Source organism: Nonomuraea candida (assembly GCF_000725485.1).
Lineage (GTDB): Bacteria > Actinomycetota > Actinomycetes > Streptosporangiales > Streptosporangiaceae > Nonomuraea > Nonomuraea candida.
Window position 1 is genome coordinate 196,226 of the sequence record NZ_JOAG01000005.1, and the last position, 24,839, is coordinate 221,064.

21 protein-coding genes are annotated in these 24,839 nt (G+C 72.3%); 11 read left to right on the forward strand and 10 right to left on the reverse strand.

The features are described from left to right. Window positions 1-77: 77 nt before the first annotated feature. From IO39_RS04565 to IO39_RS04575, 3 genes are all read left to right on the forward strand, one after another. Window positions 78-755, forward strand: a complete 678-nt coding sequence (locus IO39_RS04565; protein ID WP_043616366.1) for a uracil-DNA glycosylase — start codon at window positions 78-80, stop codon at window positions 753-755. 9 nt (window positions 756-764) lie between these two features. After that, on the forward strand, window positions 765-1,094 hold the full coding sequence (locus IO39_RS04570) for a hypothetical protein (RefSeq protein ID WP_043616370.1): 330 nt from the start codon (window positions 765-767) through the stop codon (window positions 1,092-1,094). Between the two features lie 175 nt (window positions 1,095-1,269). Beyond that, window positions 1,270-1,560, forward strand: coding sequence for an MTH1187 family thiamine-binding protein (locus tag IO39_RS04575; protein ID WP_043616373.1), 291 nt, complete (start codon window positions 1,270-1,272; stop codon window positions 1,558-1,560). Window positions 1,561-1,910: 350 nt separating this feature from the next. On the opposite strand, the gene IO39_RS04580 is transcribed toward IO39_RS04575, so the two are convergent. Both IO39_RS04580 and IO39_RS04585 read right to left on the reverse strand, forming a co-directional pair. Then, a complete protein-coding gene (locus tag IO39_RS04580) occupies window positions 1,911-2,495 on the reverse strand; it encodes a hypothetical protein (protein ID WP_157547889.1) in 585 nt (194 codons plus the stop codon). A gap of 312 nt (window positions 2,496-2,807) precedes the next feature. Then, the gene (locus IO39_RS04585; RefSeq protein ID WP_043616780.1) at window positions 2,808-3,803 is read right to left on the reverse strand and encodes an NAD(P)/FAD-dependent oxidoreductase; all 996 of its coding nucleotides are present in this window, start codon (window positions 3,801-3,803) and stop codon (window positions 2,808-2,810) included. Window positions 3,804-4,439: 636 nt separating this feature from the next. Between IO39_RS04585 and IO39_RS50265 the strand changes: the two genes are divergently transcribed. After that, window positions 4,440-5,420 carry a hypothetical protein gene (locus tag IO39_RS50265; protein ID WP_052422437.1) on the forward strand — a complete coding sequence of 327 codons (981 nt, stop codon included), beginning with the start codon at window positions 4,440-4,442 and terminating at the stop codon, window positions 5,418-5,420. A 35-nt stretch (window positions 5,421-5,455) separates the two neighbouring features. On the opposite strand, the gene treZ is transcribed toward IO39_RS50265, so the two are convergent. The 3 genes from treZ to glgX all read right to left on the reverse strand — a co-directional run bounded on the left by treZ (window position 5,456) and on the right by glgX (window position 12,135). Next, entirely contained in the window at window positions 5,456-7,171 is a 1,716-nt protein-coding gene (gene treZ / locus IO39_RS04595; protein WP_043616380.1) for a malto-oligosyltrehalose trehalohydrolase, read from the reverse strand. Further along, window positions 7,161-9,749 (reverse strand): malto-oligosyltrehalose synthase, encoded by a 2,589-nt coding sequence (gene treY, locus IO39_RS04600; RefSeq protein WP_245641807.1) that lies wholly within the window; start codon window positions 9,747-9,749, stop codon window positions 7,161-7,163. Before treY ends, treZ begins: the two co-directional genes overlap by 11 nt. 292 nt (window positions 9,750-10,041) lie before the next feature. Further along, window positions 10,042-12,135, reverse strand: coding sequence for a glycogen debranching protein GlgX (glgX, locus tag IO39_RS04605; RefSeq protein WP_043616383.1), 2,094 nt, complete (start codon window positions 12,133-12,135; stop codon window positions 10,042-10,044). 224 nt (window positions 12,136-12,359) lie between these two features. Here glgX and mscL point away from each other — a divergent pair, with 224 nt between their 5' ends. Genes mscL through pip form a run of 3 tightly spaced genes read left to right on the forward strand, consistent with a single transcriptional unit; the run spans window position 12,360 to window position 14,410 of the window. Next, window positions 12,360-12,779 (forward strand): large conductance mechanosensitive channel protein MscL, encoded by a 420-nt coding sequence (mscL, locus tag IO39_RS04610; protein WP_043616384.1) that lies wholly within the window; start codon window positions 12,360-12,362, stop codon window positions 12,777-12,779. A 39-nt stretch (window positions 12,780-12,818) separates the two neighbouring features. Further along, window positions 12,819-13,394 carry a hypothetical protein gene (locus IO39_RS04615; RefSeq protein ID WP_043616386.1) on the forward strand — a complete coding sequence of 192 codons (576 nt, stop codon included), beginning with the start codon at window positions 12,819-12,821 and terminating at the stop codon, window positions 13,392-13,394. A gap of 47 nt (window positions 13,395-13,441) precedes the next feature. Continuing rightward, the gene (pip, locus tag IO39_RS04620; RefSeq protein WP_043616389.1) at window positions 13,442-14,410 is read left to right on the forward strand and encodes a prolyl aminopeptidase; all 969 of its coding nucleotides are present in this window, start codon (window positions 13,442-13,444) and stop codon (window positions 14,408-14,410) included. On the opposite strand, the gene IO39_RS04625 is transcribed toward pip, so the two are convergent. Further along, entirely contained in the window at window positions 14,341-15,162 is an 822-nt protein-coding gene (locus IO39_RS04625; RefSeq protein ID WP_245641808.1) for a phosphatase PAP2 family protein, read from the reverse strand. The genes pip and IO39_RS04625 overlap by 70 nt on opposite strands. Window positions 15,163-15,247: 85 nt before the next feature. Continuing rightward, window positions 15,248-15,436 carry a hypothetical protein gene (locus IO39_RS54095; RefSeq protein ID WP_157547891.1) on the reverse strand — a complete coding sequence of 63 codons (189 nt, stop codon included), beginning with the start codon at window positions 15,434-15,436 and terminating at the stop codon, window positions 15,248-15,250. Between the two features lie 192 nt (window positions 15,437-15,628). Between IO39_RS54095 and IO39_RS04635 the strand changes: the two genes are divergently transcribed. Together IO39_RS04635 and IO39_RS04640 are read left to right on the forward strand one after the other, a co-directional pair. Next, window positions 15,629-16,423, forward strand: a complete 795-nt coding sequence (locus tag IO39_RS04635) for a universal stress protein (RefSeq protein ID WP_043616393.1) — start codon at window positions 15,629-15,631, stop codon at window positions 16,421-16,423. 209 nt (window positions 16,424-16,632) lie between these two features. Further along, window positions 16,633-18,987, forward strand: coding sequence for a sensor histidine kinase (locus tag IO39_RS04640; RefSeq protein WP_063765210.1), 2,355 nt, complete (start codon window positions 16,633-16,635; stop codon window positions 18,985-18,987). Here the strand turns inward: IO39_RS04640 and IO39_RS04645 are convergent. Then, the gene (locus IO39_RS04645; RefSeq protein WP_043616795.1) at window positions 18,928-19,536 is read right to left on the reverse strand and encodes a response regulator transcription factor; all 609 of its coding nucleotides are present in this window, start codon (window positions 19,534-19,536) and stop codon (window positions 18,928-18,930) included. The two genes, IO39_RS04640 and IO39_RS04645, sit on opposite strands and share 60 nt — an antisense overlap. Before the next feature lie 99 nt (window positions 19,537-19,635). Here IO39_RS04645 and IO39_RS04650 point away from each other — a divergent pair, with 99 nt between their 5' ends. Both IO39_RS04650 and IO39_RS04655 read left to right on the forward strand, forming a co-directional pair. After that, window positions 19,636-20,367: an ABC transporter ATP-binding protein gene (locus IO39_RS04650; RefSeq protein ID WP_052422438.1), complete on the forward strand. Its 732-nt coding sequence runs from the start codon at window positions 19,636-19,638 to the stop codon at window positions 20,365-20,367. Then, a complete protein-coding gene (locus IO39_RS04655; protein ID WP_245641809.1) occupies window positions 20,364-22,736 on the forward strand; it encodes an ABC transporter permease in 2,373 nt (790 codons plus the stop codon). The genes IO39_RS04650 and IO39_RS04655 overlap by 4 nt, the downstream gene beginning before the upstream one ends. Here IO39_RS04655 and IO39_RS04660 read toward each other — a convergent pair. After that, on the reverse strand, window positions 22,725-23,846 hold the full coding sequence (locus tag IO39_RS04660) for a glycosyltransferase (protein WP_043616403.1): 1,122 nt from the start codon (window positions 23,844-23,846) through the stop codon (window positions 22,725-22,727). The genes IO39_RS04655 and IO39_RS04660 overlap by 12 nt on opposite strands. After that, window positions 23,843-24,817 (reverse strand): glucosyl-3-phosphoglycerate synthase, encoded by a 975-nt coding sequence (locus tag IO39_RS04665; protein ID WP_052422439.1) that lies wholly within the window; start codon window positions 24,815-24,817, stop codon window positions 23,843-23,845. Before IO39_RS04665 ends, IO39_RS04660 begins: the two co-directional genes overlap by 4 nt. Between the last annotated feature and the right edge of the window lie 22 nt (window positions 24,818-24,839).

Below are 24,839 nucleotides of genomic sequence, written 5' to 3' on the forward strand. Positions count from 1 at the left end.
CGTTGTGATCAATCTGGTACGGCTTGTCCCGGGGTTCCGGCCGCAAGCCGTACCAGACCTGGCTAAGCTCAACGGCCATGGCCGGTCGTCCGTTGAACGAAGTCGTCGAAGCAGGATGGGCCCGCGCGCTCGAGCCCGTCTCCGAGCAGATCGCCCACATGGGTGAGTTCCTGCGCAAAGAAATCGCCGAGGGCAGGCAATACCTGCCGGCGGGCGCGAACGTGCTGCGCGCGTTCAACCAGCCCTTCGACGAGGTCAAGGTGCTGATCGTGGGCCAGGACCCCTATCCCACGCCCGGCCACCCCGTGGGGCTGTCGTTCTCGGTGGCGCCCGACGTGCGGCCGCTGCCCGGCAGCCTGGTCAACATCTACAAGGAGATGGAGACCGACCTGGGCCTGCCCCGGCCCGCCAACGGCGACCTGACGCCGTGGGCCGAGCAGGGCGTGCTGCTGCTCAACAGGGTCCTGACGGTCATGCCCGGCAAGCCCGCCTCCCACCGGGGCAAGGGCTGGGAGCAGGTCACCGAGCAGGCCATCCGCGCGCTCGTCGCGCGCGACAAGCCCATGGTGGCCATCCTCTGGGGCCGCGACGCCCGCAACCTCGCCCCCATGCTCGGCGGCGTGCCGCGCATCGAGTCGGCCCACCCCTCACCCCTGTCGGCGCGCAGCGGTTTCTTCGGCTCGCGGCCGTTCAGCCGGGCCAATGAGCTGCTCGTTCAGCAAGGCGCCGCGCCTGTCGAGTGGAAGCTGCCCTAGCATCGTCGCATGAAGGATGAACCCAACTACCTGCGCCTCACGGTCGAGCTGACCGTGGAGGTGCTGGACATGGAAGCGCTGCAGGCCGCGGCGCTGGCCGAGATCAGGCACCCCGACGCCGACCTCACCGAGGAGGAGCGCACGGAGCAGGCCGAGCTGGTCTCCTCCGACCCCTCCGGTGCCTCGGCGCTGCAGTGGCTGATCGAGCCCGACCACGTGCTGCAGCTCGTCGATCACATCTCCGACATCGAGCCGCGCGAGGCCGTGCTCGGGGTGGAGCCGTCGGAGGGGCCGAGCGAGGAAGAGGACGACGAAGAGCACGACCACGATCACGCGTGACATATGGCGGTGGCCACGGCGTTCTGCGGACGTCGTGGCTTTTCGCCTTTTCGGGGCTCCGGCTCGCCCGGGAGCCGCGCCGGTCGGGGCTCCGGTTCGCCCGGGAGCCGCGCCGGCAGGCCGGTGAAGATCTGCTCTGTCTAGGATCGGAACCCTCCGAGCGAGAGGGCTTTCGATGATCGTCGCATTCTCCATCACCCCGCTGGGCGTCGGCGAAGGGGTCGCCGAGCCGGTCGCCCGCGCCGTCAAGGTGGTCCGCGACAGCGGCCTGCCGAACCGCACCGACGCCATGTTCACCACCGTCGAGGGCGAGTGGGACGAGGTCATGGACGTGGTGAAGCGGGCCGTGGACGCCGTGGCCGAGGTCGCGCCCCGGGTGAGCCTGGTGCTCAAGGCCGACCTGCGCGAAGGGGTCACGGACGGCATGACGTCCAAGATCGAGTCCTTGGAGCGCCACCTCTCCTGACATTTCGCGACATATCTTGACGATCTCCACCGACGCGACATATTCCCCAGCGTGGAGAAGGAGCTCGTCGCCATCGAGGCCGGGAGCGCGCGGGGCATGCGCATCGGATCGCCCGCGTCCTGACCGACCCGGAGCCGCGCCTGATCCACGGCGGGCAGGCCGAGCCTGATCTCCTCAGCCGCTGACCCACCGCTCCTCCGGCAGAGGCTGGGGTTCCTCAGTTCCGGCCCACCGGTGCCCCGGGAGGGGTGATGCGCCGATCCGACCCACCAGCCCTCTGGGAGGGGCCTGGTCTCCTCGGCCCTGGCCCGTCCGAACCGTCTCGGGCCGGGCGGTTCGTTCGGGTGTTGTCAGTCGCCGAGCAGGAGCTCCTCCCGGCGGGAGCGCAGGGTGTCGCGCAGCCGGGCCAGCTCGCGGCAGCGCTCCCCCAGCCGCCGCACCACCTCATCGACCTCGCCGTCGTCCGCCCCCGGCGACATCGTCATGCCGAGCGCCGCGATCTCCCCGGCGAACGCGGTCACCGCTTCCTCCCGGTCACCGTCTCCGCCCAGCACGGCGCGCCCGGCCTCCCCCGCCCGCCGCCTGGCCGGCAGCTCCACGTCCAGCTCGGCCAGCATACGCCCGATCTCCAGCAGCTCGGCGCCGCGCGGATCGGCCGAACCGGCGAGCCGGCGCTCCTCGCGTACCAGCAGCTCCTCGTAGAGCTCGCGCGCCGGCCCCACCTCGGCCAGCTCCCGATCCAGCCTCGCGAGCGCTTCCCGGTAGGCCCCCAGCCTGGCCTCCTCCATGGCCACGCGCTCCTGATCCCACACCCCGGCGGCGTCGAGCTCGCGCCGGGCCTCCCGCATCAGGCCGGTGATCGCGGTGCGGCTCTCGTGCAGCTCGTCCCAGCGACGCGCCCGTTCGCGCGCCGTGCCCAGATCTTCGTCGATCATCTCAAACGGGATCACGTCACTTTGACGGTCATACGTGCTCATTCGGTTCAGGACGACCACTGACCTTTCCCCTCAAAGCAGCTCAGAAGAGCCCCAGCCATCCTGTACGCCCGCGCCGTTCCTCATGATCTGTCCCCGAGAGCTTCCCATCGCTCGGACCAAGGACTCTGAGGCTTCCCGGCAGCCAACAGAATCCCGAGCCGACCGAACTTCCGCACCACCGCACACCACACACGGACACCGACACCGACACCGGACACCCGGTCGGGCTCCCGTCACCGACTCGGGCGCCCGATACCGGCCAAGCGCCGATCAGGAGGGAAGCAGGCTGCTGGAAGCAGGGGCGGACCGCGCGCGGTGTTCCTCGACCGCCTCGTCGACCTCCTCCTCCACCAGATCCAGGTTGATCATGAACGCGGCCGCCGACCCCATGCCCGCCGCCACGATCACCTGCGCCCGCGGGTCGGCGACGTTCCCCACCGCCCACACCCCCGGCACGCTGGTACGCCCGGAGCGATCGGTGACGACCCAGCCGTTCGCGTCCCGTTCGCAACCGAGGTCGCCGAGCAGCTCGTCCCGGGGCACCATGCGCGGCATGACGAACACCGCCGCGCGCGCCACCACGCTGCCCTCGGCCAGTTCGACCCCGCGCAGCCGATCATCCTCCACGACCAGCCGTGCGACGGTTCCCTCGACAACGCGAACGCCGCGCGCGGCCAGCTTCTCGCGCTCCTCCTCGGTCGGCTCCTGGTCGTGCGGGAAGTACACGACGTCGTCGGACCACTGCCGGAGCAGCAACGCGTGGTTCACGGCGTTGGGGTGGGTGCCGAGGACGCCGAGCGGCTCGTCGCGCACCTCGTAGCCGTGGCAGTACGGGCAGTGCAGCAGGTCCCGGCCCCAGCGCTCCCACATGCCGGGGATGTCCGGCAGTTCGTCCCGCAGCCCGGTGGCCACGACGACGCGGCGGGCCCTGATCACCCGGCCGTCCTCAAGCTGCACGAAGTACCCGTGGTCGATGCGGCCGACCCGTCCCTCGATGAACCGCACGCCGTACCCGGCCACCTCTGCCCGCCCCACCTCCAGCAGGGCGGACGGCGACATGCCGTTCCTGGACAGGAACCCCTGCATGTGCTCGGCAGGAGCGTTCCGCGGCTCGCCGTCGTCGATCACGGCCACCCGCCGCCGCGCCCGTCCGAGCACCAGCGCCGCACTCAGCCCCGCGGCCCCGCCGCCCACCACGACCACGTCGAACACCGGGGCGTTCGCGTCTGACACCGACCGGCCCACGTCCTTCACCGCCTCACTCATGGCGATCACCTCCAGGCCGAGATGGTGCAACGCGAGCCCAGGAATCAGCAATTCCTGTTGCCGTTTCCGGGACAGGCCCCTTGACCGCACCCCTCCGCCACACTCCCCCCTCCCCAATCGCCCCCTCACCCGGCCGCCCGCTCACGCCCCTTACCGACCGACCCCCTCACCCCACCGCCCGCTTACACCCCTCCCCGACCGGCCCCTGCACCTGTCCATCCACCCGCCTTCCCCACGACTGGCGCCTACCTGCCCTAGCCACATCTGCCGCCACATGCCCGCCACCAGGGCCCGCCCTCATCGCCCTCAGACCGTCCCCGCTGTTTCCCCGCCGCACTTCCCACACACCTGGCACTCCCTGATGCAGGTGCGCACGTTATCCACAGGCGTGTCCGTCGTCCGGGTCGTCATCCACAGAATCCCGTTCCACTCCCCGCCCGCCACCACACATCAACAATCCTGGCTGCCCGATCCCACCCCGGTCCCGACCACCCGGCCCCGGCCACCCGGTCCCGGCCACCCGGTCCCGAACCGACCCGACCCCGAACCGACCCCGAACCGACCCGAACCGCACCCCCTCCTCCCATCCCTCCCGACACCGACCGCATCCGACCGACTCGTCCGAAGGCCACTCACATGAAGATCACTCTCTCGCTGCCCGGCAGCCTGACTTCGTCGTTCGTCATCGCCATGGAGCACCTGCTGTTCGACGTGAAGTCGTTCGTGCCCTGGCGCATCGCCGGACCGTACAAACGGGCCGCGATCAGCTCAGTGGCCAACGGACTGCTGACGGTGGCCCACTACACCGCCCCATGGAAACCTTCGGGAGCCGGCCTCTCCGAGGAGGAGAGACGCCGCCTGCGCCGTACGAAACAACACGTCGTGGTGTCCGCCACCGCTCCGCCGCACAGGCTCCCGGCCATCGCGCAGGTGGCCCGGGCCGCGGCGAGAGCCCTGGCCAGGGAGTGTGACGGCCTGCTCATCGATCCGATGACCGGCGCGACCATCCTCACGTGCGGGCGATGCGCCGGCGAGCCCACGTACTTCCGCCTCGACGACGACTGGCTGTCCTGGGACGTACAGGTTCACGACGCCGCCACCTGCCCGCCTTGGGACCCCGCCGACATGGGAGTGTGCGACTGCCTGCGTGTCACGTCCCGCGGCCTGCGCCGCTTCGCCCTACCGGAGATCACGCTCGACGGAGCCGCCTGCGCCCACAACCTGTGCGCCACCAACCTTCTGCGCACGGTGGCCAACCGGCTGCTGACGGACCACCTCTCCTATCTCGCCACCCACCCCGAGGCCACGACACGCAGGATCGACGACTTCCTCCAGATACAGCCCGCGGACCAACCGGACGGCGGTCTGCCGTTCGGCGTCCTGCTCACGCCGTACGACGCGGACAGGGGAGAGCTGGGCCGCACCGGCGGCATCCGCCGTCTGAAGGTCGGCCCCGCCCCGGGAGCGGGCCAGGTCACCTGCCTCAAGGTCGGCCCGCCGTCGGGCTTCACGGGTTCACTGAACGACTGGCTCTGCGCCACCCAGGCAACCCCGCACACCACCCTGACCTCGATCGACCACCACTCCCCCGACCCCACCCGAGCCCTGGCCGCCTGACGCCAACCACCCAGGCGCGGGGGCTGGCAACCGAGTCAGTGGGAACCGGGGCGGCTGATCACCAGGGATTGGGGCGGCAGCCGCAGCCCCTCCTCATCCGCCACCACCGGCTCGTCGGAGGCCAGCAGCACCGTCCCGGGCGACAGCGGCAGCGTCACCGACTCCAGCGAGAAGTTGACCGTCACCGCCAGCCCGCCCCGCCACACCAGCAGCCACTTCCCCAGCGGATCCAGCTCCACCCGCACCCGGTCCAGGCGCGGATCGGACAGTTCCGGCAGGGCCTTGCGCAGCGCGATGAGGTCCCGATACCAGCAAAGCAGCGACCAATGAGCCTCTTCCTTCACCTCGCTCCAGTCCAGCTTGGAGCGCAGGAACGTCTCCTCGTCCGAGGGATCGGGCGCCTCCCACACATACCCGAACCCGTCGAACTCCCGCTCCCGCCGCACCCCTTCGCTCTCGCGGAGCTCCGGCTCCACGTGATCGGAGAAGAACAGGAACGGCGTACGCGCCCCCCACTCCTCGCCCATGAACAGCATGGGCGTGAACGGCGAGGTCAGGAGCAGCCCGGCGCCGAGCTTGAGCGCCGGGAGCGGCAGCCGGTCGCCGGCGGGCCGGTTGCCGATCTGGTCGTGGTTCTGCAGGCAGGCCACCAGCCGGTGACCGGGCACGCCGGCGAAGGAGCCGCCGTGCGCGCGAGCGCGGAAGCTGGAGTAGGTCCCGTCGTGCAGGACTCCGTTCGTGAGCACCTTGGCCAGGGCCGGGAGCTGGGCGAAGTCCTGGTAGTAGCCGTGGCTCTCGCCGCTGACGGCGCAGTGCAGGGCGTGGTGGACGTCGTCGTCCCACTGCGCGGTCATGCCCAGCCCGCCGGCGTCGAGCGGGCGCACCATGCGGGCGTCGTTCAGGTCCGACTCGGCGATCAACGACAGGGGCCGGCCGACGAAGCAGGCCAGCGCGTCCACCTCTTCCGACAGCTCGGCCAGCAGGTGCGTGGCGCGTCTGTCGTGCAGGGCGTGTACGGCGTCCAGGCGCAGCCCGTCGATGTGGTAGTCGCGCAGCCACTGCAGGGCGTTGCCGATGAAGTAGCGCCGCACCTCGTCGGAATCCGGCCCATCCAGATTGACCGCCTCACCCCAGTAGCTACCGTCGAATCCGGAGAAGTACGGTCCGAACGGCCGCAGGAAGTTCCCCGACGGCCCGAGATGGTTGTAGACCACGTCCAGGATGACCCCGAGCCCGGCCCGGTGGCAGGCGTCCACGAACGACTTGAGCCCGTCGGGGCCCCCGTACGTCTCGTTGACGGCGTAGAGGTCGACGCCGTCATATCCCCAGTTCCGCCCGCCGGGCACCGGCGCGACCGGCATGACCTCCACGAAGTCCACGCAGAGCTCCACCAGGTGGGGCAGCTTCTCGATGGCCGCGGCGAACGTCCCTTCCGGGGTGAACGTCCCGATGTGCAGCTCGTAGATCACGGCGCCGCGCAGGTCGCGGCCCTTCCAGTCGTGATCCGACCAGGTGAAGCGGTCGTGGTCGTACACCGCGCTCTGCCCGAAGATCCCTTCCGGCTGCCAGCGGGAGCGCGGATCCGGGTACGGCCCGTCGCCGTCCACCACGAAGCCGTACCGGGTGCCGTGCCCGGCGCCCTCCACCTCGGCCGACCACCAGCCTCCCGTCCCGGGCGACATCGCCCGGCGACCGCCCAGCACGTTGACTTCCACCGCCGTGGCCTTCGGTGCCCAGACCTCAAAGATCATGTCTCTCCAGGAGTGAGACCGGATACTGACCGAGCAGGTGCGCGAGCGGGATCCGCCCGGTGTGGAGGCTGCCCGTCAGCAGGTCCCGCCAGGTGCCGGGGGGCAGCGTCAACGTGGTGGTGCCCCAGCCTCCCGAGGCTGCCAGGCGTACGGGGAGCCGGGTGGCCACGACGACGGCCCGCGGCCGCATGCCGGCCTCGGCCACCGCCCGGGCCCGCTCCCCCGTCACGGCGGCCCCCGGCTCCTCCTCCGCCGTGACCTGGGCGGAAACCCGCGCCCGGGTGTCGCCGTCCGCCGCGGCGGCACGCGCCTGCGGCCCGGCGACGATCGGAGCAGCTCCCACCGCACCATCCCTTCCCTCGCCCGCCAAGGAGGAATCACCATCCGCCGCCACGACACTCCCCCGGGATCCGGCCCCGCCCGGACCGCCCTCCCGCCCCTCCCGACCACTGCTCTCCTGCCCCTGCGAACGGCCCTCCTGTCCCTCCGAACGGCCCTCCTGTCCCTCCCGACCGCTGCTCTCCTGCCCCTCCGGACCGCTGCTCTCCTGCCCCTCCGGACCGCTCTCCTGTGCCGCCGGGCGGCCCTCCTGTCCCTCCGGGCCGAGACCGGCCTGGGCCGGAGCGTCCGTCTCAGTGGTGAGCGGGGGGTCGAAGGGCTGGGGGTGGGTGGTGCCTCGGGCGAAGGCGATGACGTGCTCCGCGCGTTCGCCCTCCGCCCGCAGCGGCAGGTACGCAGCCGCGCCCCCGAGCCTCCGGCGCAGGCGCAGCGCCTGGGTGGTGATCAGGAGCTTGGCCGAGTCCCACGACGTCTCCGGCTTGCGGGGGTAGGTCACGGGGCGCCGGTTGTCCGGGTCGACGAGCGAGAAGTCGGTCGTCTCATTGCCCTGGTACACATCCGGCACGCCGGGCATCATGAGCTGCACGAGCTTGGCCGACAGGGAGTTGGACATCGCGTACGGATCGATGCGTTCGGTGAATCCGCCCACCGGAAGGCGTACGGCGGCCTCGGCGAAGGCACGCAGGCGGCGCTCGTAGGCCGGGTCCGGGTTCACCCAGGAGATGGCGGTCTTGGCCTCGCGGGCGGCCTTGAGCAGGTAGTCGGTGAACCGTTCGGCGGAGATCGGCCAGGCGGCCATGAGGTTCTGCCAGGCCAGGTAGTCGAGGTGCGGGTCGAAGCTGACCTGGGCGGACCACTCGGCGACGGCCGCCGCCCACTCCCCGGGCATCTCCGACAGGACCGACAGCCGGGCGCGCACATCCTCCGACCGCTTGGTGTCGTGGGTGGACAGCGTGGTCATCGTGTACGGCGGCATCGCCGCGCAGAAGTCGTGGAACTCCTCCACCGGCACGCCGAACACGTCCGGCTCGCCGCCCACCTCGTTCAGGCAGGCCAGCGGGAACCACCGGTAGAGCGCCGTGTCCTCCACACCCTTGGCCATGACGGGCCCGCACGCCTGCTGGAAGCGGACGATCGACTCGGCGGAGCCGTACAGCACCTCGCGGACCAGCGGGCGCACGGCGGGAGAGCACGACTCGGCGGCCAGCTCGACGATCTCGACCGACTCGGGCGACGCCGGCTCCCCCGGCACCACGTACGCGCGGTAGACCGGCATCGCGGCGAGCAGTTCGCGCACGGCGGCGGGGTCGCAGGAGGCCGCCCTGGCCAGGCGGTCGACCTCGGCCCCGAAGAACAGGTCGAGCACCTCCCGCTTGGCCTGCGCCATGACCGGCCGATAGTCGGCGGGCCGGCCGGTCAGCTCGGTGAAGAGCCGGACCAGCGGCTCCTTGCCGGCCGGATCGACGAACAGGCCGTTGACCCGGTTGAGGACGTCGTAGCCGGTGGTGCCGTCGCACGGCCAGTCGCCGGGCAGCCGCTCAGGGCCGATGAGGATCTTCTCGACGACCGTCCACGCGCCGCCGGACCGGTCGCGCAGCCGTTCGAGGTAGCCGCGTGGATCGGCCAGGCCGTCGGGGTGATCGACGCGCAGCCCGTCCACCAGCCCCTCGTCCAGCAGCCAGAAGATCACCTCGTGGGTGGCGAACAGCACCGCCGGGTCCTCGACGCGCAGCCCGATCAGGGACGACACGTCGAAGAAACGCCGGTAGCCGGGGCCTTCACGCCAGTCGACCAGGCGGTAGTGGCCGGGGTACGGGAAGGCGTGCTCGTGGTAACGCAGCACGTCACCGTCCACGACCGGCTCGGTGTCGTCGCCCAGCACGGGCAGCGCGACCTTCCCGTCCACCCAGTCGATGTCGAACCAGTCCGCGTACGCCGAGCCGGGGCCGTCCTTGAGCACCGACCAGAACTGGGCGTTCATCGTGTTCATGTGGTTCGGCACGATGTCCACCACGATGCCCAGGTCGTGGGCGGCGAGCTGCTGCGCCATCTCCCGGAACCCGGTGGCGCCGCCGAACTCCTCCCTGATCCTGGAGTGGTCGGTGACGTCGTAGCCGTGCCGCGACTCGGGCGTGGCCTGCAGGATCGGCGAGAGGTAGACGTGACTCACCCCGAGATCACGCAGGTACCCGGCGATCTCGGCCACCTGCGCGAACCCGAAGTCGGGCGTCAGCTGCACCCGATAGGTGGAAGCCGGCGCGAACTGCCTCCGGCCACCGGCAAGAACCCCCGAACCACCGGCCGCGAAGGACCGCTCTCGCCGCCCGAACTCCCCTGCGGCGGAACCCGGATCTCTCCGCCCGATGGACTCACCAGCCGCGGAAGGTAGGTCTCGCCACACGGACTCACCGGCCGAAGAAGGCTGCTCATGGCCCATGGACCCGCCATCGTGCCGCATGGACCCGCCCGGCACCCCGGGACGCCCGTACCCGGCAGACCCGGCCGGCGGGATAGGGGGCTGCTGGTGGGGGCTAGACACGGCGGAGCACCCGAACGCTGCGGCCCGGCACCGCGATGGCGTCGCCCGCCTTGACCATCCGGGCGTCCAGCCTGATCGGCATGGCCGTGTCGATCTCGGTGTGCCACATCTCGCCGTAGTCCTTGGGGATGGTGAACTTGATCGTGTCGTAGTGGGCGTTGAACAGCAGCAGGAACGAGTCGTCCCTGATGGGCCGGCCGCGCCGGTCGGGTTCGGTGATGGCGTCGCCGTTGAGGAAGACGGCCAGCGACTTGGCGTAGCCGACGGTCCAGTCGCTGTCGGTCATCTCCTCGCCCGACGGGGTGAGCCACGCGATGTCGTTCAGCCCGCGCACCGGCTTGCCGTAGAAGAACCTCCTGCGCCGGAAGACGGGATGTCGTTTGCGCAGCTCGGCCAGGCTCTGGGTGAATTCGAGCAGCAGCCAGTTCTCCCGCACGTCCGACCAGTCCACCCAGGTCAGCTCGTTGTCCTGGCAGTAGCCGTTGTTGTTGCCCCGCTGCGTGCGCCCCAGCTCGTCGCCGTGGGAGAGCATCGGCACCCCCTGCGACAGGAACAACGTGGTCAGGAAGTTGCGTTTCTGCTGTTCGCGCAGCGACTCGATGGCGATGCCGGCCGGGCCTTCCTCGCCGCAGTTCCAGGACCTGTTGTCATCGGTGCCGTCGCGGTTGCCCTCCTTGTTGGCCTCGTTGTGCTTGTTGTTGTACGAGACCAGGTCCTGCAGCGTGAACCCGTCGTGGCAGGTCACGAAGTTGATCGAGGCGGCGGGGCGGCGGCTGTCGTCCTTGTACAGGTCGCTCGACCCGGTGAACCGGGAGCCGAACTCGGGCAGCGTGGCCGCCTGCCCCCGCCACAGGTCGCGGATCGTGTCGCGGTAGCGCCCGTTCCATTCGGTCCAGCGCGAGGGGAAGTTGCCGACCTGGTAGCCGCCCGGGCCCACGTCCCACGGCTCGGCGATGAGCTTGACCTGCGACAGCACCGGGTCCTGCTGCACCAGGTCGAAGAAGGCGCTCAGCCGGTCCACCTCGTGCAGCTCCCGCGCCAGCGTGGAGGCCAGGTCGAACCTGAAGCCGTCGACGTGCATCTCGATGACCCAGTACCGGAGCGAGTCCATGATCATCTGGAGGACGTGCGGGGAGCGCATGAGCAGGCTGTTGCCGGTGCCGGTGGTGTCGACGTAGTAGCGCTTGTCGTTCTCGACGAGCCGGTAGTAGTTGACGTTGTCGATGCCCCGGAACCCGAGCGTGGGCCCCAGGTGGTTGCCCTCGGCGGTGTGGTTGTAGACGACGTCGAGGATGACCTCGATGCCCGCCTCGTGCAGCGAGCGCACCATCGCCTTGAACTCCAGCACCTGCCCGCCCCGCTGCCCCTGGCTGGAGTAGCGGTTGTGCGGCGCGAAGAAGCCGATCGAGTTGTAGCCCCAGTAGTTGGACAGGCCGCGCTGCTCCAGGATGTGGTCGGTGACGAACTGGTGCACCGGCATCAGCTCCAGCGCGGTCACGCCGAGCTTGGTGAGGTGGTCGAGGATCTCGGGATGGCCGAGCGCCGCGTATGTGCCGCGCAGGTGCTTGGGAATCTTGGGATGGCTGATCGTCAGCCCCCGCACGTGGGCCTCGTAGATCACGGTGTCGTGGTACGGCGTCGCGGGCGGCCGGTCGTGCCCCCAGCCGAAGAACGGGTTGATCACGACCGAGCGCGGCACGTACGGGGCCGAGTCGCGGTCGTTCCTGACCTCCGGCGAGCCGAAGCGGTAGCCGTAGACGGCCTCGTTCCAGTTCACGCCGCCCTCGATGGCCATGGCGTACGGGTCGAGCAGCAGCTTGCTCGGGTTGCACCGCATGCCGCGCGCCGGGTCGTACGGCCCGTGCACGCGATAGCCGTAGCGCTGGCCCGGGCCGATCCCCGGCAGGTAACCGTGCCAGATGAACCCGTCCACCTCCGACAGCGGCACCCGCGACTCGCGGTTGTCCTCGTCGAACAGGCACAGCTCGACCTGGTCGGCGACCTCGGTGTAGAGCGAGAAGTTGGTGCCCGCGCCGTCGTAGGTGGCCCCGAGCGGATAGGGGTCTCCCGGCCAGATCTCGATCATCGAGGCTCCCTTGCGGTCTCTCCCCATGTTCCGTTCCCCCACTCCCCCCGACAACCCCGGGCCTCACTGATCATCCTGTTCCTTCCCACGCTGGGCGGGTGATTACTCCGCCAAGGTCAGAGGGGGCGAACCGCCCTCGGCGGCGCGGTGCCGAAGGCGGTTCACGATCGCCGCTCGTGCCCGGCCCCGTTTGCGCTCGCCGTTCCGGGCTACTTGCGGTGGGCATGGGCGGTTTCAAACAGTTCTTAGTACGCGGCAACATCGTCGAGCTGGCGGTCGCGGTCATCGTCGGCGCCACGTTCAGCGGTCTCGTCCAGGCCTTCGTCAGGGACCTGATCACGCCGCTGATCGGCGCGATCACGGGCGGACGGCAGCCGGACTTCTCGCAGTACTCGTTCACGATCAACGGCAGCCGTTTCATGTACGGCGACTTCCTCAACCACCTGCTCAGCTTCCTGATCATCTCCGCCATCGTCTATTGGCTGATCGTGGCGCCGATGAGCCGGCTGATCAGCCTGCTCGAACGCGACAAGTCGGCCACTTCCAAGCAGTGCCCCGAATGCCTGTCCGACATTCCCGCCGAGGCCCGCCGATGCGCGAACTGCACGGTGGAGCTGGTGCCGGATTCACAAAAACCGAGGTAGTGGCGCGCGGCGGCGGTGCGGGTCCGTCAAGATGGACCGATGAGCGTTGAGTTGATGGTCTGGGACGAGCCGGTGCCGATCGGCAGGGACCAGGCGCGCGCGACCTACCTGGCGGTCAAGCGGACCGGGCCGGACGCCGGCCCGGCGCCCGACGTCGCCAAGGAGCTGCCCGGGGAGGTCACGCCCTACCCCGACGGCCACGTGCTGGTGACGATGGACCTGGACACGATGGACGAGCTGTCGGCCCAGGTCTTCACCATCGCCCGCGCCCACGGCCTGGTCTGCTACGACCCCCAGCGCGACCTGGTGCACAACGTGGCCCCGCTGGGGGTCTACGAGGGCATGCAGCTCCACACGGGCGACGGCCTGGTCGTCAACGACCCCGACCTGGGCCTGGTCCACGACGTGCTCGGGACGATGTCGCCGCAGAACCCGTTCGTCGCGCTGGTGAACTTCGGGCGGCACTTCCTCCAGGTGTCGCCGGGGTTCGAGCTGGAGTACAAAGAGGGCACGCTGATCCGCACGATGGTGGCGGAGCTGGAGGGGGTGCGGCAGGCGTTCAACGAGTACGCGACGGGCGAGCGCGCGTTCCTCAGCCGCTACGACTGGTCGTGACGAGCTGGCGGCGATTCGCCCCGTGACATGCGGCAGGATCAGGCCGTATGAGAACTCTGTACCCGCCCATCGAACCGTACGACTCCGGCCTGCTCGACGTCGGCGACGGCAACCAGATCTACTACGAGGTCTGCGGCAACCCCGACGGCAAGCCGGCCGTCATGCTGCACGGCGGCCCCGGCGGGGGGTGCAGTGCCAAGCACCGCCGCCAGTGGAACCCCGACCTGTACCGCATCGTCCTGTTCGACCAGCGCAACTGCGGCCGGAGCCTGCCGCACGCCTCCGACCCGGCCACCGACCTGAGCGCCAACACGACGTGGAACCTGGTGGCCGACATGGAGCGGCTGCGCGAGCACCTGGGCATCGAACGGTGGCAGGTGTTCGGCGGGTCGTGGGGCAGCGCGCTGGCGCTCGCGTACGCGCAGACGCATCCGGACCGGACGACCGAGCTGGTGCTGCGCGGGATCTTCACCCTGCGGCCGCAGGAGCTGCGCTGGTTCTACCAGGAGGGCGCCGGCGCCCTGTTCCCCGACCTGTGGGAGCGTTACGTCGCCGCGATCCCCGAGGAGGAGCGGGACGACCTGATCGCCGCCTTCGGGCGGCGGCTGGAGGGCCCCGACGACGCGGCCAGGCTGGCGGCGGCCCGGGCGTGGGCCCAGTGGGAGGCGGGCACGATCACGCTGCTGCCCGACCCGTCGCTGGTCGAGGAGTTCGGCGAGGCCCGCATGGCGGTCAGCTTCGCCAGGATCGAGAACCACTACTTCCGCCACGGCGGCTTCTTCGACCCCGCCGACCAGCTCATCAGGAACGTGGACAAGATCCGGCACATCCCGGCGGTGATCGTGCAGGGCCGCTACGACGCCTGCACCCCGGCGGCCACCGCCTGGGACCTGCACAAGGCGTGGCCCGAGGCCGAGTTCCACCTCGTGGCCGACGCCGGGCACGCCTACTCGGAGCCGGGCATCCTGGACCGGCTCATCGAGGCCACGGATCGCTGGGGCGGCTCACCCGCGTAGAACTCCCGCCCCGGCTGCCCGAGGCAAGGGTCCTGGCCCGCCGGCTCGGGATGCGCGGCCTGCCGCCGCGCCGGCCCAGGGTAGGCGCCCTGACCCGCCTGCCCGAAGTAAGGGTCCTGCCCCTCGGGGACCTGGGCCGGGCGGGGTGCGTCGGGGACCGGGGCGGCGGTGATGAGCGGGTGCGCGACCTGCGCCGGGGTCCGGCCCGTGCCCGCCAGGCGGGCGCGGGCGAGCCGGACGGCCGGGGTGACGGCGCCGACCATCAGCAGCGCGAACAGCGGCGCCAGCACCGCCCCCAGCGCGAAGCCCGCGATCACGTCGTGCGGATAGTGCACCCCCACGAACACCCGCGAGAAGGCCATGACCGCCGCCAGCGGGAACACCGCCCAGGCCAGGGCCCGCCAGGCCAGCACCAGGGTGGCCGCCGCGCCCGCCGCGATCACGGAGTGGTTGCTGGGGAAGGACCAGTCGTCCAGGGGCGGGCAGGCGGCGATCGTCGCGACCCCGCCCCGGCACGGCCGGTCCTCCCGGACGACGAGCTTGACGACCTCGCTGAGCACGTAGGAGAGCACGATCCCCGCCGGGCCCGCGATGACCAGCGCCAGGTCACGCGCCGGCCGCCGCCACGCCCGCAGCGCGGCCACCACGAAGAGCGCCGCGAACACGAATAACCCCGCGTCCGTGCCGACCTCGGCGAAGGTGTGCAGCCATGCGGGCGTGGTGAGGGCGAAGCCGACGATGTCCTGATACACGCGTGTCCAATCGATGAATGATCAATGGACACGACTTTACGAACTCGGTGGGTCAGACACCTCCACCAAAAGGCGGATCGTTATCTCAGCTCAGGAGCTGACGGGCGAGGGCGGCCTGTTTCATCTCCAGCTCGGCCCGCGTGATGAGCCCCCGGTCGAACGCCTCGGTGGTGGCATCACGCTCGGCGACGTAGTAGGCGGCCATGATCTCGCTGCGCAGCGGGGTGAACCCGCGCTCCACGCAGTCGGAGAAGACGGTGACCTTCCGCTCCACGGCGTCGGCCGCGACGGTACAGGCCAGATCCCGCGCCCTGAGCTGCTGAACCGCTTCACGAAGGGTGACCGGACCGAGAGACCCGACGAGCCGGGTATCAAGAGTGATCTTCACTTCTTTGCGCCTCCGCATGTTTGCAACACTCGTACGAAGGCCGCGTATTCCCTGTTCAGAGCGGGTAAGAGGGCAATCGTGATCGGGGCGCACGTGATCGTCGGATACGCGAACGACCAGGGCGGGCGGGACGCTCTCGCCCTCGGTTCCGCGATCACGCGCGTGACCCGGGGCGAGCTGACGATCGCCACGATCTACCCGCCGGGCAGCCCCGGGCTGGCGGTCGAGGCGCAGGCCAACCTGGCGCACGCCGCCGAGGAGCTGGGGCCGGTCCCGGCCGAATACCTCACGTTCGAGAGCAGGGGCACGGGGCGCGGCCTGTCGGTGCTGGCGAGCAGGATCAGGGCCGACCTGATCGTGATCGGCTCGGCCGCCGGCGGGCAGCCCGGCCGCATCACCATCGGCACCGCCGCCGACCACCTGCTCCACCTGTCGTCCGAGGCCGTCATGCTGGCGCCCGCCCACCACGTGCCGCCCGCCGGGCCCGGCCGCCTCACCCTCGCCTACGTGCACCGGCCGCAGTGCGACGCGGCGGTGGAGCGGGTGGCGCAGGCGGCCCTGCGGCTCGGCGTGCCGCTCCGGCTGATCACCCTCGACCTGCGCACCGAGGACCAGGGCCGGCTCAGGGACGACCTGGCGCTGGCCGTGCGGCTGGCGTGGGAGACGACCGGGATCGAGGCGGAGCCGGAGGTGGCCGAGGGGCACGACGTGGCGGCGGCGCTGCGCGACGTCGAGTGGCTGCCGGGCGAGCTGCTGGTCTGCGCGGCCAGCGAGGACGCCCAGCCGCACCGGGTGTTTCTGGGCGAGCTGTCCATGAAGGTGCTGCGCGCCTCCACCTGCCCGGTCGCCGTCCTCCCCCGCCACTTCTCCTGACCGGCTGCCGCCCTGCCGCAAGCCCCCACCACTTCTCCTGGCCGGTTGCCGCCCTGCCCCGAGCCCCCGCCACTTCTCCTGGCCGGTTGCCGCCCTGCCGCGAGCCCCCTCCCGGCCCCTGGGCCGCCGCGCGGAGGCGGCGGTCCTCGTCTTGGCCCCCGTCCGGCCCCGTCCCGCGCGGCCGGAGGGGTTCTCCTAGGCTTGCGGGTGTGGTTCTGGCTCGCGTGATCGTGGTGGCGGTGCTGGCGGCGCTGTCCAGCGTGTACGTCCTGGCGGGCGCCCCCGGGGCGGTCCTCGTCTTCGCGGTGCAGTGCCTCTACACGCTCTGGTCCAGGACCTGGTGGCTGCTGGCCGCGCAGGCGGTGCTCGTCTCCTGGGTGACGCTAGGGGCGGGCTCGTCCGTGGTGGTGCTGGGATACCTGGCGGGCTCGCTGCTGGTGACCCGGTTGCGGGCGCTGGCGCCGGCGGTGGTGCTCGGCGCGGTCGTGCTCGCGTACGCCAGGAGCGGCGACGTCGCCACGACGCTCGACCTGGCGATCACCACGGTCCTGATGACGCTGATCGTGCCCGGTCTCATCCGGCTGGTCGAGCGCGTGGACGAGCTGCACGCCACCCGCCTGGCCCTGGCCGCCGCGGCGGTGGGCGAGGAGCGCCTGCGCATCGCGGCCGAGCTGAGCGACGGCCTCGGACGCGGCCTGGCCACGATCACGGAGGGCGTACGCCGCGCCCTCGCCCAGCCCCCCGCCCCGGAACCCGCCACCCAGGAACCCACCACTCAAGAACCCGCCGCCCAAGAACCCGCCACCGGCAGAGCTCCCGACGACAGGGCCGCCGACGACAGGGCCGCCGGCAACAGGGCCGCCGGCGACAGGGCTGCCGACAACGCCGGCGGCAGGACCGCCGCCGATCTGGGTGAGGTGGTGGGCGCGGCGCGGCGGTCGCTGGCCGACGCGCGGGCCGCCGCGGCGAGCTACCGCGCGATGTCGCTGACGCCCGAGCTGGCCACGGCGCGCGCCATGCTGGCCGCCGACGGCGTGACGGTGGAGGTGCGCGCCGGGCACACCGAGCCGCTGGGCCCGGCCGGGTCGCTGCTGGCGACCGTGCTGCGCGAGGCCGTGACCGACGTCGTACGCCGCGGCACCGCGCGCACCTGCCTGATCGAGACCGACGAGCGGGCTGGCACGGTGCGCCTGCGCCTGACCGACGACGGCCGCCGCACCGCCGAGGACGACGCGCTGGCGGAGCTGCCGGCCCGGGTGAAGGCGGCGGGCGGGCGGCTGACCGCGGGCCTGTCGGAGCAGGGCAGGCACACCGTGGAGGCGACCCTGCCCGCCCCGGACCGCAGCGGCGCCGAGCCCGCCCGCGCCGACCTGTCGGTGCTGCTGCTGGCCGCCGTGCTGATCGGCTTCAGTCTCAAGGGCCTGCTCCAGATCCCGCCGGCCCTGCTGCCGCTCGCCGCCGCGCTGCTGGGCGTGATCGTGGTCATGCAGGTGCGCTCGGTCGACGGCCGGCACATGGTGGCGCTGGCGGCGATGGCCGTGCTGACCTTCGCGCCGATCCCGGTGTTCGGCCCGATCTGGCTGGGCGTGCCGGGCTTCCTGGCGGGGCCGGTGCTGCTGGCCTTCCGGCCGCGCACGGCCTGGCCGCTGGTCGCCGCGATCGTGGCCGCGACGGGGGTGATCGCGGCGGCGTACCGGATGCCGCCGGGCCAGGGGGTGAACGTCACCGTGAGCGCCCTCGTCACGGGCCTGGTGATCTACAGCCTGCTGCGCCTGGCGCGGCTGGCCAAGCAGCTCCAGGCGGCCCGGGAGGGCCTGGCCCGCGCGGCGGTCGTCGAGGAGCGCCTGCGGGCCGCCCGTGACCTGCACGACCTGCTCGGCCACAGCCTGGCCGCGATCCTGCTCAAGTGCGAGCTGGCCCGCCGCCTGCCGCCGGAGCGCGCTCGGGCCGAGCTGGCGGAGGTGCTGGAGCTGGCCGGGCGCGCGGAGCACGACCTGCGCTCGGTCTCCGGCGAGCAGCGCGACCTGTCGCTGGCGGCCGAGGCGGACTCGGCCCGCTCGGTCCTGCGGGCGGCCCGGGTGGAGGTCACCGCCGACCTGGCCCACCCGCCGCTCCCGGCCGAGGTCGAGACGGTGCTCAGCGCCGTGCTGCGCGAGGCGGTCACGAACGTCCTGCGCCACAGCTCCGCCCGGCACTGCGAGATCAGCACCGCCGCCGAGGGCGACCGGGTGCGGCTGTCGGTGCGCAACGACGGCGCCCGTCCGGGCGAGGCCCGCCGCGGATCGTCGGGGCTGGGCAACCTGAGCACCCGCCTGGCGGCGCTGGACGGCCGGCTCGCCACGGAGGTGGCGGACGGCTGGTTCCGGCTCGACGCCTGCGCGCCGTACCGGGCGGCGTCGGATCCAGCTGGCCATCGGGCGGCGTCGGATCCAGCCGGCCACCGGGAGGCGTCAGATCCGGCCGGCCACCGGGAGGCGTCAGATCCGGCCGGGCACCGGGCGGCGTCAGATCCAGCCGGCCTCGGTGGCGATGCGCACGGCGTCGGTACGGTTGCGGGCGTTTAGCTTGACCACGATCGCCGTCAGGTAGTTGCGCACCGTGCCCGCGGTCAGGTGCAGCCGCGCGGCGATGTCCGGCGCGTCCGCGCCCTCCGCGACCAGCCGCAGCACGTCGGCCTCGCGCGGCGTGAGCGGGTTGTCGGCCAGGTCCCAGGCCGTGACGGCGAGCGACGGGTCCAGCACCCGCCCGCCCGCGGCCACCTCCCGGATCGCGGCCGTCAACTCCTCGGGCGGCGCGGTCTTCAGCAGGAACCCGCCCACCTGCGCGGTGAGCGCCCGCTTGAGGTGCCCCGGCTTGCCGTGCCCGGTGAGCATGAGCGTCCGGCACGACGGCACGCGGTCGCGGATGCGCGCGGCGGCCTCCAGGCCGTCCAGCTCACCGGGCATGTCGATGTCCAGGACGGCCACGTCGGGCAGCTCCACGGCGGCCGAGGCGACGGCGGCCGCGCCCGACTCGACGGCGGCGACGATCTCCAGGTCGGGCTCCAGCTCCAGCAGGGCGGCCAGCGCGCCCCTGATCACGGCCTGATCCTCGGCCAGAAGTACGCGAATCACGGACACATTGTCCACCCGTGTCCGGATCATGAGCACGTCATGGGTGACCGGTGACGGCGTCTCTGGGGCGCGTACCCGCTGATCGGAAGGCTGGGAGCCATGACAGAGGCAGTGCGGCTGGACGCGGTGAGCAAGGTGTACGGGAAGGGGCAGGGCGCGGTGGCGGCCCTGCGGGAGGTGAGCGTGGGCATCCCGCGCGGCTCCTTCACGGCGGTGATGGGCCCGTCGGGCTCGGGCAAGAGCACGTTCCTGCACTGCGCGGCGGGCCTGGACGCGCCGTCGTCCGGCTCGGTGCGCCTCGGCGGCACGGAGCTGGCCGGGATGGGCGAGACGGAGCTGACCGAGCTGCGCAGGCGGCGGGTCGGCTTCGTGTTCCAGGCGTTCAACCTGATCTCCGCGCTCGACGTGGTGGAGAACGTCACCCTGCCGCTGCGCCTGGCGGGCGCCGGGGTGCGGCGGGACCGGCTGGAGGAGATCCTGCGCCGGGTGGGGCTGGAAGGCCGGGCCGGGCACCGTCCCGGGCAGTTGTCGGGCGGCCAGCAGCAGCGGGTGGCCATCGCCCGGGCGCTGATCACGGAGCCGGAGGTGGTGTTCGGGGACGAGCCCACCGGGGCGCTGGACACGATGACGGCCAGGGACGTGCTGCGGCTGCTGCGCGAGGTGGTCGACGGCCTGGGCCAGACCGTGGTGATGGTGACGCACGACCCGCTGGCCGCCTCGTACGCCGACACCGTGCTGTTCCTGGCCGACGGCCGCATCGTGGACTCCATGACCGCCCCGTCGCCGGAGCGGGTGGCCGGGCGGATGACCGGGCTGGGGGCGTGGAAGTGAGCACAGTGACGATCCGGTTCGCGGTCAGGACGCTGCGCGGCCGCAAGGGCGCGTTCGCGGGGGCGTTCGTGGCGCTGCTGTGCGCGGCCGCGCTGGTGTGCGCGTGCCTGATGCTGCTGGAGACCGGCCTGCGCGGCGCGGTCGCCCCCGAGCGGTACGCCGGCGCGCCCGCGATCGTGGCCGCCGACCAGTACGTGCGCAAGAGCGTCGACAAGGGCGACGGCGAGACCAAGGTCAAGGCCAAGCCGCTGTCGGAGCGCGCCTGGCTGCCCGCGTCGGTGGTGGAGACGCTGCGCCGCACGCCCGGCGTGGCCGAGGTGGTCACGGAGGTGACGTTCCCGTTCGGGACGTACACCGGGCACGGCTGGGAGTCGGCCGGGCTGACCCCGTTCACGATCGCGCGGGGGCGCGCGCCGCGCGCCGATGACGAGGTCGTGGTGGACGCCCGGGCCGGGCTGGCGGTCGGGGCGCGGCTGCACGGCCACCGGGTGGTGGGCGTCACCGCGCAGGCCCTGCCGAGCCAGGACACCGTCTTCTTCAGCACCGCGCGGGCCCGCCGGCTGGCCGGGCACCCCGGCATGGTGAGCGCGGCGGGCGTCTTCCCCGGCCTGGCGCGGGCCCCGGAGGGCGCCGTGCTCTACACCGGGCAGGAGCGCGGCCGGCTGGAGTTCCTGGACGCCGAGCAGGCCAGGGTGAAGCTGATCAGCATGGGCGGGGCGCTGGCCGGCACCTCGCTGCTGGTCGCCGTGCTCGTCGTGGTGGGCACGTTCGCGCTGTCGATCCAGCAGCGGCGGCGCGAGCTGGCCATGCTGTGGGCGGTGGCCGCCACGCCGGCGCAGGTGCGCGGCCTGGTCGGCGGCGAGGCGCTGCTGGTGGGCGTGCTGGCCGGAGTGCCGGGCGCGGCGGCGGGCATCGGGCTGGGCCTGTGGCTGCACGCGACGTTCGTGGCGCTGGGCGCGACCCCGGCGAACCTGCAGCCGGTCGTCAGCCCGTTCCCCGTCCTGGCCGCGCTGCTGTCCACGGTGGGCGCCGCCTGGGCCGCGGCGCGCGTCTCGGCCCGCCGCCTGACCCGGATCCGGCCGGTCGAGGCGCTCGGCGCGGCCGCGATCGACGACCGGCGGCTGCCGTGGTGGCGGTGGGTGGCCGGGGCGGTGCTCCTCGCCGGGGGCACGACGCTCTCCCTGGTGCTGTCCGGGCTGGACACCGAGGCCGCGGCCACGCCGGTGACCATGCTGACCGCGCTGGTCTGGACGGTCGCCGTGGCGGTGCTGGGCCCCCTGCTCGCCAGGGCGGCCGTCTTCGTCATCGGCCCGCTGCTGGCCGGGGCCGGGCGGCGGGGCGGGGCGAGCGGCTTCCTGGCCGCCAGGAACCTGCGGGCCGCGCCCGGGGCGCTGGGCGCGGTGCTGTCGCCGCTGACCCTGATGGTGGCGATGACGTGCACGATCCTGTTCAGCCAGACCACGATGGGCGCCGCCGCCGGGGAGCAGGCCGCGGCCGGCACCCGCGGCGCGCACGCGCTGCCCGGCGCCGCCTTCGAGGAGGCCGGCCGCCTGCCCGGCGTCGAGGCCGTGACGCGGGTGCTGCGCACGTCGGTGCGGTTCGGCCTGGACAAGTACCCCGCCCAGGCCGTCACCTACGACCCCCGCACGCTGGACCTGGGGGTCGAGGCGGGCTCGATGGACGGGTTCGGCGCGGGCTCGGTCGCGCTGAGCGGCGCCGCCGCCGGCCGCCTGGGCGTCGGGCCGGGCGACCGGGTGCGCCTCACGCTCGGCGACGGCACGCCGGCCGCGCTGACGGTGGCCGCCGTCTACTCGCGCGGCCTGGGCTTCGGGGACGTGACGCTGCCGTACGAGCTGGCCGCCGGGCACGTGGACGACCCCGCAGGCACCCTGCTGGTCTCGGCCCCCTCTCTCACCGCCGAGGCCCTGCGCGCGGCGGCGCCGGGGGACGCCTCCGTCGCCGCGGCACCCGTCTCCGCCGACCCGCAGGTCGCCTTCGTGGCGCTCGGGCTGATCATCGCCTTCACCGCCATCGCCGTGGTCAACACGCTGGCCATGGCCACCTCCGGCCGGGCGCGGGAGCTGGCCGTGCTGCGGCTGGCCGGCACGACCCGGCGGCAGGTCCTGCGCATGGTGCGGCTGGAGACGCTCGCCGCCGTGCTGACCTCCGTGCTGGCAGGGTCGGCGATCGCCCTGGTCACGCTGGCGGCGTTCGGGGCGGGGATGACGGGGTCGGCGGTGCCGTACGTGCCGCCGGCGGCCTACGCGCTGGTCGTCGGGGCGGCCGCCGCCCTGGCGCTGCTCGCCACCGCCGTCCCCGCCCGGCTGTCGCTCAGGACCCGCTCGGCCGAGGCCGTGTCAGCGGCGTGAGCGCAGGACCTCGCCGTACAGCTCCAGGTAGCGGTCGGCCATGACGGAGGGCGAGAAGCGGCGGTGGGCCTCGCGGCGGCACTCCTCCGGGTCCAGCTCGTCCACCCGCAGCACCCACTCCGCCAGCTCCTCCTCGCTGTCGGCCAGGAAGCCGGTGCGGCCGTGGTCGATGATCTCCGGCAGGCAGCCCCGCCGCAGGCCCACCGGCGGCACTCCGAGCGCCAGCGCCTCCACGACGGCCGTGCCGCCCGGCTCGTCCCACTGGATGGGGAACAGGGCGGCGCGGGCGGAGGCGTAGAGGTGGTCGCGCTCGTCGCCGCCCACCGCGCCGACCCATCTGACCAGGTCGCCGTCCAGGTAGGGGGTGACCTGGTCGAGGTGGTAGCGCACGTCGGGGTGGCTGTGCAGCGGGTGGTAGGGGTCCTGGGCGATGACGTCCAGCTCGGCCTGGTTGTCGCGGCCGCTGACCGGGCCGGCCAGGACGAGCGGCAGGCCGAGCTTCTGGCAGATCCGGGCCGCCACGTGCTGGCCCTTGAGCCCGCAGACGCGGCCCATCACGACCAGGTGCTCGCCGCGTTCGACGCGCAGGTCGCGGTCGGCCAGCGGGGTGGCCAGGTGGACGGAGCCGAGCGAGGCGGCCCGCAGGGGCTCGGGGGCGCGGGCGAGCTGCGACTCCGAGACGCCGTTGACCGCGATCGAGGGCGGGAACGCCCCGTAGAAGGCGGGATGTTTGCGCAGGTCCCAGTGGAGGGTGTGGAGGACGGGCGGGCCGTCGTAGGCCGACAGCACCGCGGGGCCGACCACCTCGACGTGGTCGTGCACGAGGTCGATGTCGTCGCGCCGGCGCAGCTCGGCCACGACGCGCGCCAGGTGCGCGTGGGTGATGCCCATCACCTGGTTGTACGGCTTCTGCAACTCGGGGAACTGCTCGTCGTCGTAGGCGCTGATCAGCTCGTCCACCTCCAGCGTGCTGGAGCCGACCGAGGCCAGCACCACGCTCACCCCGCGCTCGCGCAGCGCCGGGACCAGCGTGGCCACCACGTTCTCGATCCCGCCGTAGCCGGCGGGCGGGACGGCGAGCCACGGGCCCGCGTTCAGCAGGACTTTCATGCCAGGTCCTCCTCAAGGACGAGGGAGGCCAGCGGAGGCCGCTCCGCGACTCCCACGTCCACCAGGCCGGCCTGTCCTTCGAGCCCGAACTGCAGCAGCGTGTGCGCCGGGGCCTCCGACGCCAGCACGCGGCCCTGCCGTTCCAGGCGGGACCAGGCGGTGAGCATGATCTGCCCGGCCATGCGGCCGAGCGCGGTCATCGACTGGTGGGTGTGCGTGCGGTGCCCCAGGTCCACCTGGGCCATCGCGTCCAGTCCGACCAGGTGGAGCAGGTCGACCAGGAGCCCGAACTCGACGCCGTACTCGGTGACGTACGGCACCTGTTCGAGCACCTCGCGCCGGGCGGCGTACTCTCCGCCGAGCGGCTGGGCGAAGCCGGCCAGCTCCGGCCAGAACATGTTGAGCAGGGGCCGGGCCACCAGCTCGGTCACGCGTCCGCCACCACCGCGCTGGGGGACGCCGTCCGAGCCGATGTACGGGCGTTCGTAGGTCGCCTTGACGAAGTGGGTGTCGCCGTCCACCAGCAACGGCCCCACCAGCCCCGACACGTAGTGCGCGCCGAAGCTGCGCAGGTCGGCGTCGATGTAGACGATGATGTCGCCCTTCGAGGCGGCCAGCCCCTTCCACAACGCCTCCCCCTTGCCCGTGAGCGGCGGCAGGTGGGGAAGCACCTCGTTCTGGGCCACCACGCGGGCTCCGGCCGCGCGGGCCCGCTCGGCCGTGCCGTCGGTCGAGTTGGAGTCGACGACGAGGATCTCGTCCACGAGCGGCGTGCGCTCGACGAGCTCTCGCCGGATGACCCTGACGATGTCGCCCACCGTGTTCTCTTCGTCACGCGCGGGCAGGACCACGCTTACCGTGGTGTCTCCCTTGGCCATCATTAAGGCGTCCACCGGCCACTCGGCTGCCGTGCTCGAGTGTGGGCCGTACCACTCCTGGACCCTGGCCAAGGCTCGCACATCATTCTCCATGCATCAGCCCCGATCTCATGAG